Here is a 14,509-nt window from a genome sequence, read left to right on the forward strand (position 1 = left end):
CTTTCTAAGATTGATTCCCGCTATGGCGTGTATGCGATAAGTTAACTTCACGCACACCTGAAGCCTTGGTTATATTGGTTTCAGGTTCGAATTAACAGCCACGAAGGAGATGTACGATGACTAAGAATTTTATTGGTCTGGATAAAGAAAAAACCGTAAAACTGGCCGACTCTCTTAACGATTTGCTGTCCAACTATCAGATTTTTTACATGAACGTGCGCGGCTATCACTGGAACATCAAAGGCGATAACTTTTTCGAGTTGCACGTGAAATTTGAGGAGTTGTACGACGACCTGTTGCTTAAGATTGATGAAATTGCAGAGCGCGTTCTTACGCTTGGGCACCGTCCTTCCCACGCTTACAGCACCTATATTGAGCGGTCCGAAATTCCGGAGCAGAAAGACGTTGCTGATGGCAAAACGGCCATGAACAATATCGTCGATAGCTTTGCCAAGCTGATTGGCAAGCAGCGGGATTTGCTGAATCTTGCAGGCGATGCTCAAGATGAAGGCACAGTGGCATTGATGAGCGATTACATATCCCAGCAGGAAAAAACGGTCTGGATGTATCGCAGTTACCTGGGGCACTAAGCTCAGGAAGCGATTGCGAGGCGGCCAATCGGCCGCCTTTTTTATGCCCGATATTTTTACAATCGCCTACAGTGGGTGTATCACGAATTTGCAGCCAGAGCTGGTACCTCCTGGTGCAGGAACCACTTTTCAGTCACCACCCTGCGCGTAAACCAGTGGGATCGCATCAAGGTGCCTGCAAGCGGCATTTTGATCCAGTCCGGCACCTGAAAACCCTCTTCGGTAACAGATCCGCGGTGGCCAAAGCGCGCTGCTATTGCATCGCCATAGGCCTGCAAGGAGGCGGCGGAGAAGTCCTGTGCATCCCGGATGACGTCGGCCGCCAGTAGTGCGGACTCAATCGCCGGACGAATTCCTTCGCCACTTTGGGTATAGGCAAGCCCCGCCGCATCGCCAATAAGCAGCAGGCCATCGTCTACCAGCGCTCGTGCTGCATGATCATAGAGTAAATACGCATGACCCTTGAAGCGCCCGGGCAGGTCGGAAGGAATCCTGCCTGCCGCTTTCATACTCTCTACAAAATCCTGTAGATGCTCCGTGAGTTTGTGGTTGTCTTCGCGGCCCAGGCCAATGTTCAGGAAGTTGCCTTTGCGAAATACCCATGCGTATCCTTTGAGGTCTTTGCAGAACCAGAGCTCGGGAGTGTCGCCTCGGGCTTTGCAGGCTTTGGCCTGCTCCGGAGTCATTTCGAATTCGATCTCCTTGGCGGCCACGACGGTTTCATGGCCTCCCGGGCCATCGCCAATCAGTCTCGCAACCGGACAGAAGTGCCCTCCTGCACCCACCAGCAATGGGGCGCTGAAAGTGTTGTTGATCAGCCAGTAATCGTCGTTTCGAACAATGCTTTTTACGGGCGTGCCAAGCTGTTTTGGCACGCTGGTTCTCTCCAAAAGGTAATCGTCAAACTCACAGCGCCGGATACCATAGCTGATGGTACTACCATGATCGTTTTCCACTGCAGGCTGCCCCATCATTCCAATTCGGAAGCGGCGTATAGGCTGAAGCGTTCGAGCATTTCCGTATTCAGTCAAATCAATGTCGAGGGCTTCAATAACGGCAGGAGTTACCCAGCCGGCGCAGGTTTTGTCCCGAGGGAAATCCTGCTTATCAACCAGCAGAATACGCTTGCCACTATTTTCCAGAGCTTTAGCCAGAGTCGACCCCGCCGGGCCGGCACCAACTATAATCAGGTCATAAGTCTCCATAGCCGGTAACCTCAAACGTTTTCGGGGGCCGCGGGGAAGTGGTACAGGTCCTGTCGGGTTGCTGGCAGTTGGTGGTTGTCGCCGTGGGTGAATACAACCTGGAAAAGCTGCAGTGAGCCAGCTCGAAAGGCGGCAATGGATCCGGCCAGATACATTCGCCAGGCACGGGTGAAATGCTCGTCGTACATATCAGCGATATCCGCCTCTGCCGCATTAAAGCGTTCCAGCCAAGCACTTAGGGTGTGGGCATAGTGGAGGCGGAGGTTTTCTACATCGAGCACGGAAAAACTGCTGTGTTCACACAGCGTCATGATTTCCCCAATACTTGGGGGGTAGGCCCCGGGGAAAATGCGCTTTTCAATCCAGGCGTTCATCAGCATGGGCGTGTTTCGACCAATGCTGTGAAGCAGCGCCATGCCGTTGGGACGGAGTGAACGCTTTATCAGTTCGGATAACGCGAGGTAGTTCTCCTTGCCTACATGTTCCAGCATGCCCACCGAAACGAATGCATCGTATTGTCCCCGGATGTTTCTGTAGTCGTCTTCGATGTACTCAATCTGGCTTTCTAATCCATGCTGGCGCGCTTGTTCGCGCGCATAGGCGATCTGTTCTCTGGAAATGTTGTAGGCGTGAACGGTTACCCCATAGTTCCGAGCCATGTAGCGTGCAAGCCCGCCCCAGCCACAGCCGGCCTCAACCACAGTCATGCCCGGCTTGAGCCTGAGCTTTCTGCACACATGCTCCATCTTTGCCAGTTGTGCCTGCTCCAAGCTCAGCTCGGGCCGCTCGTAGTAGGCGCAGGTGTACTGCATTTCGGCTTGATCCAGCCAGAGCCGATAGAAGTCGTTACCCAGATCATAGTGATGGTGAATATTGTCACGAGCTTCCATCAGGCCGGTTGAGCGGGGGTTGTGGTTTCGCCATAAGGCTTCAAGCCATCTAGGCCATTTTTGCCGGGCTTGATGGATAGACTGGTAGATCGCGACCATGAGTTCCGGCAGATCGCCCTCAACATCCAGGCGCCCGGCGCTGTACAGGTCTCCAAAAGCCAGGTTTGGATTGGTAACCAACGCATAGAGCGCCTTTGGGTCTGAAAGCGTTATGGTGAAACGGGCCGGTTGCTCCGGCGGTTCAATCACATCGCTGTTCCATAGCTGGAAGCGGACCGGGGGAGACCCAGCCATGCGCAACAGCTTGGCTATCAGCCAGCGCTCGTGGGTGTGGGGTGCGCGCTCTACATGAGTGTCCTGTAAAGGAAGGTTCAGGACATGACGCTGATTGGAATGTTCATTTGGCCCAGTGGATAGAGCGTTACGTTTAATGCTCTTTGGGACGCTGTTCTGGTTCACGGACTCTTCCTCTTTACCTTAACATTGCTGTTCAGGCCGGCAGCTCGCCGCCAAGGCTAATCCCGAATACTCATCTGAGAATGTTTGATCGTTTGTTCAGTATAGAAAATGTTTTGCGTTTGTCAGGTCGGTGCGGGGATAAGAGTAACAGCCGGGTCGGGCGACCCGGCTGCAGAAAGGCTCAGTAAGACGAACTCATGCCAAACCACTCCGGGAATATCACAATCATTGCCAGTACCAATACCTGCAGGAGGATGAACGGCAAGACCCCTTTGTAGATGTCGACGGTTCGCACTTCTGGCGGCGCAACCCCCTTGAGATAGAACAGGGAGAACCCGAAAGGCGGTGTGAGGAAGCTGGTTTGCAGGTTCATGGCGATGAGTATGGCAAACCAGAGCATATTGATACCCAGGGCTTCTGCTACCGGCGCCAGAATAGGCACGATGATGAAGGAGATTTCCACAAAGTCGATGAAGAAGCCCAGTATCATAATTACCAACATGGCGAGGATGATAAAGCCCCACTTCTCGCCCGGAAGTGCCAGCATCCATTCTTCCAGCAGGTAATCGCCGCCAGTGTAGCTGAACACCATGGAGAAGGCCGTGGCACCGATCAGGATGGCAAACACCATGGCCGTTACTTTGACCGTATCTTTCGATGCATCCCAAACCATCTGGAATGAGAACTGACGATAGATAATGGCCAGAACAATCGCGCCGACGCCGCCCAATGCGGAAGATTCTGTGGGTGTCGCAATGCCAGTAAAGATCGAACCAAGCACAATAACAATCAATGCCAGTGGCGGGATGATCGCCAGCAGGGCGTTCATGATTTCCTTTTTACGGGACACGCTGTTGTCTTTCGGCATGGCCGGGGCAGTCTCCGGCTTGAAGCGGGTCATGACCAGGATATAAACAATGTAGAGGCCGATAAGAACGACGCCCGGCCCGACAGCAGCTTTGAACAGATCGCCAACGGGAAGCCCAAGCACATCGCCCAGGATGATCAGGATGATCGACGGGGGAACTATTTGCCCCAAGGTTCCCGCCGCACAAATAGTGCCGGTTGCCAGGCGCTTGTCATACTTGTGAGCCAACATGACAGGCAGAGAGATCAATCCCATGGCAACCACACTGGCCCCTACAACACCCGTGGAGGCGGCAAGCAGCGCGCCCACTAGAATGGTCGATATGGCCAAACCGCCAGGCAGGCCACCAAACAAACGGCCCATGGACGTTAACAATTGCTCTGCCAGGCGTGTGCGCTGCAGAACAACGCCCATAAAGATAAACAGGGGCACGGCCATCAACACCGTGTTGTGCATAACGCTCATGATGCGATAGGGCATGAAGGCGAATAGCTCCATGCCTTCTGCAAACACACCAAAGAACAATGCTACGCCGCCAAATGTAAACGCAACAGGGAAGCCCAGCATCAGCATGAACAGGGCGACGAGGAACATAATCATGCCGATCATGCGAGGCCACCTCCGCTGTTTTCAACATCGTACAGTTTGTCGCCCGCCATCACGCGCAAGGCAAAAGTGGCCATGTTAAGGCCGGCAATAGCGATAAAAAACGCCGATAGCGGGATCACAGATTTGATGATCCACCGATGGGGCAATCCCCCCGGATCGCCACTGCCTTCGCCCATGGCGTAGGCGTCCAACGCAAAATCATACCCGTAAATCCCTATCAACCAGGCAAATGGCACAACGAATAGAAGGGCGCCTATCAGGTTCACCCAGGCTTTGGCCTTGCCACTCCAGCGTGTGTAAAACACGTCAACTCTTACGTGGCCGTCAGTGCGTAATGCGTAAGGGATGCCGAGCAGAAATACCACTGAGTAAAGGTGCCATTCCATTTCTTGCATGCCGATGGATACTTCATTGAACGCGTATCGAGCGACAACATCGTAAAACACGTTGCCCGTCATCAGTAGCATTGCGCCGCAGGCAATCCAGCCGCAAAAAATGGACACACGGGCGAGGCCCTCATCCAGCTTTATAATCCACTGCATTCACTATCCTCCGCCTGGGGGCTGGCGATTTTGCTGTTGCTATAAACAATAAAACCGGGATCACCTTCAGAGCGATCCCGGCTCCTTTTCAGACGCTATCTTACTGCACTGTGCCCATAGTGTTCAGGTAGGCGCGTTCAGAAATATCAGTATAAGCGCGGCTCTGTTCCAAATAGTCCTGCTGGGATTTTACAATTCTGGCTGCCTGCTCGTTGCTTTCAGATGCTTCTTTCAGGAGCTTCTTGTTGGCATCGTACATAGCCTGGAAAATGTCCTGCGGGAACTGTTTGATTTGCACGTTCGGGTAGTCTTTCTTGATGTTGGCCCAGGCTTCCGCGTTGGCGTGCTGAGAAAGCACCAGCATGTCGTAGGACGCGGTGCGCATGGCGACACGCAGGATTTCCTTAAGATCAGCCGGTAGCTTTTCCCAAACTTTCTTGTTGATCAGGAACTGCAGCTCGGTGGAGGGCTCGTGCCAGCCGGTGTAGTAGTAATCGGCAATCTGCTGGAAGCCAAGGCGCAAATCCAGGGCTGGACCTACCCACTCAACCGCATCAATGGTGTTACGCTCAAGTGCGGTGTACAGCTCGCCCGGTGCGATGTTGGTAGGGTTAACGCCCACTTCGGCAAAGACTTCGCCCGCGAAGCCCGGGATGCGCATTTTCAGACCTTTCAGGTCATCCAGTGATTTGATTTCCTCGCGAAACCAGCCGCCCATTTGAACGCCAGTGTTACCGCCGGGGAAGGAGAGCATGTTGTGAGGGCTGTACACTTCCTGCATAAGCTCCATGCCACCGCCATGATAAAACCAGGCATACTGTTCCATGGCATTCATGCCAAAGGGCATGCTGGTGAAGAACAGAGTTTCGGGAACCTTGCCTTTCCAGTAATAAGAGGCGGAGTGACCCATGTCGTACTGGCCAGCCTTCACCATATCAAATACGCCCAGAGGCGCTTTATGTTTGTTGGCAGAATCTATGCGAATCTTCAGGCGGCCGTTAGACATGGCCTCAACGGACTTGGCGAAGTTTTTGGTGGTGTCACCAAAAATCGGGAAGTTAGGGCCCCAGGTTTCTGCCATTTTCAGGGTGAAAGTGTCTTGTGCAAATGCTTGTGCTGAGGTGAGCGTAGCAGCTACGGCGAGTACGGCTGCCGATAGAACAGAACGAATTTTCATTGCTCTTGTGTCCTTTTGTCATTGTTATGGATCGAGCCGGACCTTCTTTGGAGAGGTCTTTCAACTAGTTTACATTATCAAGTAACTCACCACAGTAAAATGAAAAACAAACCCGGTACGACATAGGTCGTAGGGCGGCTTCAAAGGTCGGCCATTCGCCCGATCTGGCTGGAAAGCTGCATGGCTTCGTGTTGCTCAAGGGCGAGTAAGTCCTCAAGTAGTGTTTTTGCGCCTTCGATTTCCGCCTTGCCAATGAGTGTTTTGTACAGTTCCATAACCTCATCGTGGAAGGCAAAGACTTCTCTGGCTATGTCATCAAAGCTCATGGTGGTGAGCCGAGGGTCGCAGGCCGCTCCAGGGGTAAACGGTGTGTGCTTCTGATAATCATAAAGGCGCGTTTGCATCACGTTGGGGTCGGCCTGCTTTTCGAATTCTACAACCGCATTTGCCAACCGGGTTTCATGGCTGGCAACGTAATCCATCAGCGCACTTGCGCGCTCATTGCTGTGCTTTTCCGCTGCATCGTGCAGGCACTTTGCCAAGTGGGAGTGCAGTTGGCGAGTCCAGTCAATCAGGTCTTCAAAGGTTTTTATTTCCATGGTCGAACTCCGTTAATCGGGTGGTTGTTCAAGCCAGTGATCACAGATTAGCCTATTCGGCTACTTTTGCTGCGGTGCCGATTGTCTGCGCTGTGCTATTGCGGTTGCGCCAGCTTCTGAACCGACGCTGCGCGGGTTTCTCAACGGTGTAATGAATCAGTGAGGCGAGCGCGATTGCTGTGCAGAGCGCAAGAGCTACGCCCAACCATCCCGGCAGGCCTGCGCTGTAGCTCCAGCTAATCACCCCATATCCAATGTTCTGGTGCACCAGATACAGGCTGTACGAGAGACCGCCCAGCCACAGTAAAGGCCGGTTGGCCAGCCAGTTCAGCTGCCCGGCAACGGCCAGAGCAAACACCGCGAAGCAGCCCACAACAAACAGACTGTAAGGCATTTTGTAGGCAAGTAGCCCGTGGCAAACCGCCAGTGCCAGCAATACGGCATCTCCCACCACCGGGCGGCCGTAGCGGTATAGGCGGTAAATCAGCATGCCACCGATAAACAGTGGGGCGTATTTCACAAACATCAGGTCTTTGACCAGGAACTCCACACTCTCGGGTATCTGTTTCCACCAGATCACGCCCACGTAGCTCACCAGCATCCACACCCAGAAGGCCAGGCGCAGCCGTGACCAGTCTCGCAAGGTATAAAACAACAACGCCATCCAGCTGTAGAACGTCACCTCTATTACAAGGCTCCAGTAAGCGCCGTCCACATGCTCAGCGCCAAAATATTCATGAAGTAAGGTTGCGTTGAGCAAGGCCGTTTCAAAACTGACCGCGCGGCTTTCGGGGCCCAGAAAATGCACAGATGTGAACGTAAGAATAATGCCGGCCCACAGTGCTGGCAGCAGCCGCACCGCCCTAGCCAAACCAAACCAGGCGGCATTACGGGTGCGCTCAAGGGTCATGAAGATAACGAAACCGCTGAGAATGAAAAACAGATGCACGCCGTAACGGCCAAAGAGCAGTGTGTCTGTCAGCAGCTGTGGCAACTCGAAGGAATGGCCAAAGAGTTTGTCGTAATAGGGCAGGTAATGAAAAAGCACCACCCCCAGAGCTGCGAGGCCGCGCAATGCATCAAGACTGCCCAGCCTTGCCTGAGATGGGTTCATAGCCGGTTCCGTCGGGATTTCGCTTTATAGTAGCTTGCTTTTGCGCCCGACAATACGGATGAGATATACCATTCGCTTGCGGTAGGTATACCATGTGTTAACACACCGAGCTGATAGGGAGAGCGCCATGGGTACAACACTTGGCATTATCGAAGGCTTTTACGGGCCAGTATGGAACTGGCAGGAGCGACAGCAGCTGGTTCGCGCGCTGGCGCCCCATGGATACGGCTTTTATCTGTATGCACCCAAGGCCGACGCTTTTCTGCGCCGCCGCTGGCAAGAGCCTCACCCGCCGGAAATGGTGTCAGAGTTGGCGGAGTTTGGTCGGTTTTGTCGCAAACAAGGCCTGCGGTTTGGTGTTGGCCTGAGCCCCTTTGAAGTCTTCAATAAATTTGATGATGCCGCCCGTAGTGCGCTGGCCACAAAACTCGAACAGCTTGATCGTATCGGGATTGATGAGCTGGCCATACTGTTTGATGACATGCGCGCCGACACCCCGGGGCTTGCTGAAACCCAGGTAGAGATCATGCATTGGATTCGGGAGCGCACTCAGGCTCGGGTTCTCTCAATATGCCCCAGTTACTATTCGGATGATCCGGTGCTGGACCGTGTGTTCGGTGAACGCCCACCGGGTTATCTGGAAACCCTTGGCCGCCTGCTGGATCATGACATCCAGGTTTTCTGGACCGGAGAGGAGGTCTGTTCCCGAGAGATTTCTCCGGGGCACCTCAAACGGGTGAATGAGCAGCTTGGGCGCAAACCTGTGCTCTGGGACAACTACCCGGTGAACGATGGCGACCGCATGTCGCAGCACCTCCACCTGCGAGGGTTTACAGGCCGGCCGGCGGCTAACGGGGCTTATATTTCTGGCCATGGCATCAACCCGGCGCTTCAGCCTACGTTAACCAGGATACCTGCCATAACTCTGGCGGAATCCTATCGCCAGGGTTCTGAATACCAGTACGGACATGCGTTTTTCAATGCTGCCAAGGAAGTGCTGGGAAGGGAGTTGGCAGAGCAGCTTCACAGTGATTTGCTGGTACTTCAGGACGCAGGGCTTGGGCGAATCAGCGAGGAAAAGCGGCAAAGCTTAATGCGCACATACGATGCCTATGATCACCCGGCAGCCACTGAAATTCTGCGGTGGCTAGTGGGTGAGTACAAGGTGACGGATGAGATGGTTCAGACACAGTGAGGTGCGTTTCACGAGCCCGATACTAACCCCCACGCAGACTCTTTGTTTTGCTGGCCACTTCCACATTAACTAAGGTTCAGGTGGTACCATTGCGCCCTGCTTTTTCAAAAAACGCAAAGGAGTGCTCTGAGTTAATCAGTGCTTGCGGTCGTTATGAAGTACCTTGTTGTGCTGTTGTTACTGGTCACCATGCCATTGGCCAGAGCAGAAGTCTCACCGGATGACGTAAAAAAGCTCGTAGAAGCCAGTCGACTTGACCTGCAAGTATTATCTTTCCGCCTGAGCGTTTCTGAGGCCAACAACCGGACTGCCCGGGGAGTGCCCACCGAAAAGCTTGCACGGATTCTCCGCGACTTCGCCGGTAAGCTCGATATCCAGGCGATTTATAGCTATTCGGTGCAGGAGTTCACCAAATCCCTGGAACAAAAGCATCTGGCGGGCCTAATGGAATGCTTCACCAGTGATTCCATGAAAAAATACCAATTCGCTCAATACCAGCGACTGACCAGGCAGGGCGCACAGGCCTTTCGCGATAAACTGGTGCCCCTCGACCTGGGCATTACCGAGCCAGACCCTGATCGAATGGAAAAAATGAAACCTCTGCAGAGCCAATATCGCAACCCGGAAATCTGGCTGAAGGCCACGAAGCAGATGTTCTGGCTGATGAATCTGGATATGAAGGAAAAGTACCCGATGTTAGGGCGAACCCGGGAAATGATGGACTCATACTATAATGAGGCCGAGTTCGAAGAGATGTCCCGTGAAACGACAAAATATAGCCAATTAGTCAGTTACGTTATGCTGGAACAACTGAGTGATGCAGAACTGGCTGAACTCAAGGAGTGCCATTCAACACCGGAAATGAGGATGTTCGATGAGAGCACAATCCGGGGGCTCTATAAATACCTTGTAGACGCAGAGGCATCTTGGGTTACTTTGGCCGCGAGGGGTGAGCGTTAGCGCTGAGCTTGGCGGCGCCACGTCAGTGGCGTCCGGTGGAGGCCGCAGGCCGGAACGAACTTGATTGACTGGTTAAATGTCGTCACGCCATTCTCGGTGTTTGCGCACACCCTCGTACTCAAGCCATGGAGCGCCATGTGAAACCCAAATATGAGCCTCTGGCCTCAATTCAGGGTCAATGTCCAAAGTAGCTACCCGAACGATTACATGTGGCTGCGCCGGCCTCTCTGCCACCAACTGAGACCCACAGCATTTGCAAAAATGACGCAATTTCCCTGGCGAGGACTCGAACGTTGAAATGGAACTTGTACCCTTCAGCCAGCGGAAATTCTCGCGCTTTACGCCAGCCGTAGAGGCAAATGGAGCAGCGTGGGCTTTACGACAAGTTTGGCAGTGGCAATGCACAATGGGCATATCCACAGAGTCTATTTCGTAACTTATCTCACCGCACAAACAGCTTCCCTTCAGCCCCATGAGGGGATCTCCTTCTGTACATTTATTAACGCCAGAGCGCACCGGCGCACTTTAGTGCGTCCGGGTGCCGCGAATTGTTATTCATTCCCGGCAGACTCGACGCTATGATGCCAGAGAACTTTGCCAGATTTAGACACAGCTACACTCTCAATCATGCCTCCATCTTGGAAGCTAAAAACCATGTCTTCGAATCCTTGGAGGCTCGGATTGTCTGTTGGGATCTTATTGGCGCCCAAGAACATCAATTCAGAAGCCTCGCATTCCTCATCCAATCTGGATAATGCCTCTAGAAAGAGGTACTCATCGGGTAGCATCACTGGTTTTTTAATAGAGAGCCATTCAAGCAATCGTTTGAACTCATTGAAGATCCTGTCCCATTCTTCCAGTGTTTCTCTGACTTTCTTATGAGCTGCGGGAATGGCAAAAAATAGGCCGGTTGCACCAGACAGAATCGTCACGGAGACAACGAGCCAGTCTGCTCCTTTGCCGATGTTCTTGGTGCCTACCTCAGCAGGAACATAGCCCCCCGGATAGCTTTCAAATTTCTGAAGAAGGCTCTCAACTTCCTCCTTCTCTCGCTCAACTTTGTGCTGCGATGGGTCACCAAAAGGATTAATTATAATTTCCATTAGTCGACCGTTACTCCTTTTGCATAACGCCTGCCATCACCGGTGACAAAGCCGGCGCGAAGCAGAGGTTTTGGCATCCGGTGCATGGCTTGGTTATGCAGCATGTAGCGGCTTGATCCGGTCCACTTCTACCTTGACAGACTGAGCCGCCACCCAAAGGTCAACAGACCGCTGCGCGTTCAACCAGAATTCTGGAGAGTTTCCAAACAAACGGGCAAGCCTGAGCGCCATTTCAGGACTGACAGCGCGGCGCTCACGTAGTAATTCATTAACAGACTGGCGAGAAACACCCAGAAGTTCAGCCAACCTCGCAACAGTCAAACCATAGTCCGGCAAGAAATCCTCTCTCAGCATTTCACCAGGATGAGTCGGCTTGCGCTGCATGCCGGTAGTATTAAGAATAGCCATAGTCATCACCTCACTCAGTGGTAGTCACACACTTCGACTTCATACGCATCGCCATCCTCAAAACGAAAACAGATACGCCACTGATCATTTATTGAAATCGAGTGCTGTCCCTGCCTGTTTCCCGAAAGTGGATGAAGGCGATTGCCGGGCGGCACTTTTAAGTCCTCCAACTGTTCTGCCAGATTCACATATTCAAGTTTTCTGGCAGCTCTTGATGTGACATCCGCGGGAAACTTCTTTGACTTGCCCTTGGAGTACAGTTCTTGAGTTCGTTTGTCGGCGAAGGATTTAATCATGACCTAAAATGTATCGCGTCACGTGACGGCTGTCAACAGCGCCTGGGGATGACTGCATAACGCTTGCAGCATGCGCGCCCACGAAATGGAGCCGAAGGCGCAATGTAGTGGGCGTCGCCGTGCCTGCACTGGTTAACTGTTTGGTTACAGGCTATTGCTGCGCCTGCCCGATGAATCAACACAACTCTCGACGATTTTATTCTGATCTGTAACGACTCTCACGATACTACCCGACGGCCAACGACCTTTTTGGAAGAAAAAAATGATTTCGGCTGATTTAAGTGCAGATTCATCGATTTTCTCCGATCCCAGCACGTCTCTAAAAAACTCTCTCAATGCGTCGGTCGAACGCTCAAGCTCTCGAGTGATGTTTACTAACCCCGGTTCAAAGCCTGGACGAAGAAGATCGATTAATATTTCTCTATAGCCAAGCTCCTTACAGATAGCACCAAGATGAGGGTGCACGTAGCAGAGCCCACTAACACTGTGGTGTGCTGTACTATGAACGACGCTTCTCAACCTTTTGGTGCTCGGCATGCTTCTCCAGACAGTTAACAGTGGTTAGGTGGAAGTAACTTTCACGGCACAAACGTGACTTCCACAATTCATTCAGCCCCTTTCTGGCCGCTGCAAAAATAACATCTAATAACAATACCTTATGCGTGCTCAGGCTTTCAGGCTATGTAATCGCGTGACCTCTTCATTATTGCAATAACACCGAACCATGCGATCTTCCAGCTGGTCCGTGTGTAAGCTACCGCAAATAATACTCAACGGTAGAAACCACCCGCACGGTCTTTACCGGGTGCTGTTGCTCAGACACCCCTGGCGCTTGATCCCTGGCCAGTATCTGGAATACGCCCTGATTGGCCCTGCGAAGATCGCCCAGCTCGGTCTTTGCATCCTCGGCAAACTGGCTGGCGGCTTCGCGTGCGGAGGCCGTGGCTTCGGCAATCATGGCGGGTTTGATGTCGTTCAGGCCGTTGAACAGATAGGTTGGGCCACTTGGGCCGTAGTCTGAAGACAACACCACGCCGGAATCCACCAGCTCGCTTACGCCCTGTGCGGCCTGGCGAATCTTTTGAATGTCGTCGCTGCGCACCATCAGGGTTTGGCTGACGATGAATTTCTGTTCGTTATTGTTGTCCTGGTATGGGTTGGCGCGGGTGTCGGTTACATCAAGGCGCTGCAGCTCCACTGAGTTGTCACCGATGGCCTGCAGTTTCAGAAATGCCATGATGGCGTTGCGGCTGTTACGGGCTTTGTCCTGGGCCTCACTTAGGCTGGCGCCAGTCGCTACGAACCGAATTGGCCATAAGGCCAGATCGGCGTTCACTTCCCGTTCCGCCACGCCTTTCACGGTTACATAGCGATCACCGGTGCGCAGGTCTGTGAGGCCATCGCTGATGAGTGAGGCTGAAATAATGGCGCTAACACCCAAAATCAGGGCAACTAGAACTTTCATGGGGAATCTTCCTGACACGTTTCGTTGTTGGGGCGCTGGAACCTTGCGGACATCGCTTTGCGTTCGCGATCTTCATCAAGAAACTCCTGCGGCAAAGGCTGGATGAAGTAGAGGAAGTCGCCTTTATTCCTGAATTTTTCCACTGGCGCCTTTTCTGCATCCGCTGGCCATACTACCGGTGAAATCACTGCAACTGAAGCATCCGGTGCCCGCTGGCGGAGAAGTGCAACGGTTCCCAGATGCTCTTCGCTATGGAAGGTGCCGGTCGTGTGAATAATCTGTGCGTTGGGGTGCTCCTTGTGGGCACTTAATATGCGGCTGGCCATGGTGTTGTCGCGCAGTAACTGGGCCTTATAGGTGTTGAGCATACGCTCGCTCATGGCCTCGCCTGCAGCGCTGTGGCTGTTAGCAATAGCGGCGCTGAATTTGTCCAGGTAGGCAGGGGTGTCCATAAATGCATTGCCGGGCAACTGTGCGCGTTCGTTGGCTGGCAGCTTGTTCAGGTAGTCCGGCCCTTTGCGGCCGACGCAGCGCACGATGGCTGCAGGCGCGTTGGCAGCCACTATGGGCAGGCCATGCTGCCGTGCAAACTCCACCAGCGGCCGATAGGAGGCTCGGTAATTATCCCAGGCACCGCTGTCTTCAATGAATTCAGTTTCGCCGGTTTTACCATCGAGGTAGGCATCAACCGCGGTCTGGTTGTCCAGATTAAACTGTTCCATGGAGAGCACTTGTAGAGGTTGTTGGCGATAGAGGGCAGCCTGAATCCGCGATTGCAGAAAATGGGCTGCCTGATGGCCATGGTATTCGCCAATGATAATTACATCGGTATGGGCAAGCTTTTGAGCGAGGGCTTCAACGCTCAGCTGCATGCCGCTATTGGCATCTACCAAGCGAGTCTCGTAAAGAGTCTCTGGCCTCGTCTCTGTGCTGCTTTTGCTGGAATGGAATGTGGCTGCACACCCAGCCAGGGTGCCCGTTAGTAGTGCCAGTGCGGTGATGAACAAACTTTTCATGAAAAAATTATAT

At 53.0% G+C, this 14,509-nt stretch carries 16 protein-coding genes; 3 read left to right on the forward strand and 13 right to left on the reverse strand.

Features of this window, described 5'->3' with window-relative positions:
- Positions 1 to 116 precede the first annotated feature (116 nt).
- Positions 117 to 590 (forward strand): Dps family protein, encoded by a 474-nt coding sequence (locus tag AADB16_RS04500; RefSeq protein ID WP_309044754.1) that lies wholly within the window; start codon positions 117 to 119, stop codon positions 588 to 590.
- A gap of 80 nt (positions 591 to 670) precedes the next feature.
- Here the strand turns inward: AADB16_RS04500 and AADB16_RS04505 are convergent, their stop codons facing one another.
- From AADB16_RS04505 to AADB16_RS04535, 7 genes are all read right to left on the reverse strand, one after another.
- Positions 671 to 1,795, reverse strand: coding sequence for an NAD(P)/FAD-dependent oxidoreductase (locus AADB16_RS04505; protein WP_410801675.1), 1,125 nt, complete (start codon positions 1,793 to 1,795; stop codon positions 671 to 673).
- 11 nt (positions 1,796 to 1,806) lie between these two features.
- Positions 1,807 to 3,117: a class I SAM-dependent methyltransferase gene (locus AADB16_RS04510; RefSeq protein WP_410803577.1), complete on the reverse strand. Its 1,311-nt coding sequence runs from the start codon at positions 3,115 to 3,117 to the stop codon at positions 1,807 to 1,809.
- 208 nt (positions 3,118 to 3,325) lie between these two features.
- Entirely contained in the window at positions 3,326 to 4,621 is a 1,296-nt protein-coding gene (locus tag AADB16_RS04515; RefSeq protein WP_410801677.1) for a TRAP transporter large permease, read from the reverse strand.
- A complete protein-coding gene (locus AADB16_RS04520; RefSeq protein ID WP_410801679.1) occupies positions 4,618 to 5,163 on the reverse strand; it encodes a TRAP transporter small permease subunit in 546 nt (181 codons plus the stop codon). Before AADB16_RS04520 ends, AADB16_RS04515 begins: the two co-directional genes overlap by 4 nt.
- Positions 5,164 to 5,263: 100 nt before the next feature.
- Positions 5,264 to 6,340, reverse strand: a complete 1,077-nt coding sequence (locus AADB16_RS04525; RefSeq protein WP_309044757.1) for a TRAP transporter substrate-binding protein — start codon at positions 6,338 to 6,340, stop codon at positions 5,264 to 5,266.
- Positions 6,341 to 6,480: 140 nt separating this feature from the next.
- Positions 6,481 to 6,939, reverse strand: a complete 459-nt coding sequence (locus AADB16_RS04530; RefSeq protein WP_309044758.1) for an ATPase — start codon at positions 6,937 to 6,939, stop codon at positions 6,481 to 6,483.
- Between the two features lie 52 nt (positions 6,940 to 6,991).
- Positions 6,992 to 8,053: an acyltransferase family protein gene (locus AADB16_RS04535; protein ID WP_410801681.1), complete on the reverse strand. Its 1,062-nt coding sequence runs from the start codon at positions 8,051 to 8,053 to the stop codon at positions 6,992 to 6,994.
- A gap of 127 nt (positions 8,054 to 8,180) precedes the next feature.
- Between AADB16_RS04535 and AADB16_RS04540 the strand changes: the two genes are divergently transcribed.
- Positions 8,181 to 9,248, forward strand: a complete 1,068-nt coding sequence (locus AADB16_RS04540) for a beta-N-acetylglucosaminidase domain-containing protein (protein WP_410801683.1) — start codon at positions 8,181 to 8,183, stop codon at positions 9,246 to 9,248.
- Between the two features lie 153 nt (positions 9,249 to 9,401).
- On the forward strand, positions 9,402 to 10,208 hold the full coding sequence (locus AADB16_RS04545) for a hypothetical protein (protein WP_410801685.1): 807 nt from the start codon (positions 9,402 to 9,404) through the stop codon (positions 10,206 to 10,208).
- Between the two features lie 72 nt (positions 10,209 to 10,280).
- Here AADB16_RS04545 and AADB16_RS04550 read toward each other — a convergent pair whose 3' ends face one another.
- From AADB16_RS04550 to AADB16_RS04575, 6 genes are all read right to left on the reverse strand, one after another.
- The gene (locus tag AADB16_RS04550; RefSeq protein ID WP_309044762.1) at positions 10,281 to 10,682 is read right to left on the reverse strand and encodes a GFA family protein; all 402 of its coding nucleotides are present in this window, start codon (positions 10,680 to 10,682) and stop codon (positions 10,281 to 10,283) included.
- Positions 10,683 to 10,759: 77 nt separating this feature from the next.
- The gene (locus tag AADB16_RS04555) at positions 10,760 to 11,311 is read right to left on the reverse strand and encodes a hypothetical protein (protein WP_309044763.1); all 552 of its coding nucleotides are present in this window, start codon (positions 11,309 to 11,311) and stop codon (positions 10,760 to 10,762) included.
- Positions 11,312 to 11,404: 93 nt separating this feature from the next.
- A complete protein-coding gene (locus AADB16_RS04560) occupies positions 11,405 to 11,719 on the reverse strand; it encodes a HigA family addiction module antitoxin (protein WP_410801687.1) in 315 nt (104 codons plus the stop codon).
- Positions 11,720 to 11,733: 14 nt separating this feature from the next.
- Entirely contained in the window at positions 11,734 to 12,015 is a 282-nt protein-coding gene (locus AADB16_RS04565; protein ID WP_410801689.1) for a type II toxin-antitoxin system RelE/ParE family toxin, read from the reverse strand.
- A gap of 754 nt (positions 12,016 to 12,769) precedes the next feature.
- Positions 12,770 to 13,480 carry an SIMPL domain-containing protein gene (locus AADB16_RS04570; protein WP_309043890.1) on the reverse strand — a complete coding sequence of 237 codons (711 nt, stop codon included), beginning with the start codon at positions 13,478 to 13,480 and terminating at the stop codon, positions 12,770 to 12,772.
- Positions 13,477 to 14,496: a ChaN family lipoprotein gene (locus tag AADB16_RS04575; protein WP_410801691.1), complete on the reverse strand. Its 1,020-nt coding sequence runs from the start codon at positions 14,494 to 14,496 to the stop codon at positions 13,477 to 13,479. The genes AADB16_RS04570 and AADB16_RS04575 overlap by 4 nt, the downstream gene beginning before the upstream one ends.
- Positions 14,497 to 14,509: the final 13 nt, after the last annotated feature.

It is taken from the genome of Marinobacter sp. KMM 10035, assembly GCF_046537445.1.
In the GTDB taxonomy this organism is placed as follows: Bacteria; Pseudomonadota; Gammaproteobacteria; order Pseudomonadales; family Oleiphilaceae; genus Marinobacter; species Marinobacter sediminicola.

Bases quoted from the DNA above. Each gene is read 5' to 3' on its own strand.
- AADB16_RS04560 (WP_410801687.1), bottom strand. From the start codon at position 11,719: ATGGCTATTCTTAATACTACCGGCATGCAGCGCAAGCCGACTCATCCT.
- AADB16_RS04515 (WP_410801677.1), bottom strand. From the start codon at position 4,621: ATGATCGGCATGATTATGTTCCTCGTCGCCCTGTTCATGCTGATGCTG.
- AADB16_RS04565 (WP_410801689.1), bottom strand. From the start codon at position 12,015: ATGATTAAATCCTTCGCCGACAAACGAACTCAAGAACTGTACTCCAAG.
- AADB16_RS04575 (WP_410801691.1), bottom strand. From the start codon at position 14,496: ATGAAAAGTTTGTTCATCACCGCACTGGCACTACTAACGGGCACCCTG.
- AADB16_RS04555 (WP_309044763.1), bottom strand. From the start codon at position 11,311: ATGGAAATTATAATTAATCCTTTTGGTGACCCATCGCAGCACAAAGTT.
- AADB16_RS04570 (WP_309043890.1), bottom strand. From the start codon at position 13,480: ATGAAAGTTCTAGTTGCCCTGATTTTGGGTGTTAGCGCCATTATTTCA.
- AADB16_RS04525 (WP_309044757.1), bottom strand. From the start codon at position 6,340: ATGAAAATTCGTTCTGTTCTATCGGCAGCCGTACTCGCCGTAGCTGCT.
- AADB16_RS04530 (WP_309044758.1), bottom strand. From the start codon at position 6,939: ATGGAAATAAAAACCTTTGAAGACCTGATTGACTGGACTCGCCAACTG.
- AADB16_RS04545 (WP_410801685.1), top strand. From the start codon at position 9,402: ATGAAGTACCTTGTTGTGCTGTTGTTACTGGTCACCATGCCATTGGCC.
- AADB16_RS04540 (WP_410801683.1), top strand. From the start codon at position 8,181: ATGGGTACAACACTTGGCATTATCGAAGGCTTTTACGGGCCAGTATGG.
- AADB16_RS04550 (WP_309044762.1), bottom strand. From the start codon at position 10,682: ATGGGGCTGAAGGGAAGCTGTTTGTGCGGTGAGATAAGTTACGAAATA.
- AADB16_RS04500 (WP_309044754.1), top strand. From the start codon at position 117: ATGACTAAGAATTTTATTGGTCTGGATAAAGAAAAAACCGTAAAACTG.
- AADB16_RS04520 (WP_410801679.1), bottom strand. From the start codon at position 5,163: ATGCAGTGGATTATAAAGCTGGATGAGGGCCTCGCCCGTGTGTCCATT.
- AADB16_RS04505 (WP_410801675.1), bottom strand. From the start codon at position 1,795: ATGGAGACTTATGACCTGATTATAGTTGGTGCCGGCCCGGCGGGGTCG.
- AADB16_RS04535 (WP_410801681.1), bottom strand. From the start codon at position 8,053: ATGAACCCATCTCAGGCAAGGCTGGGCAGTCTTGATGCATTGCGCGGC.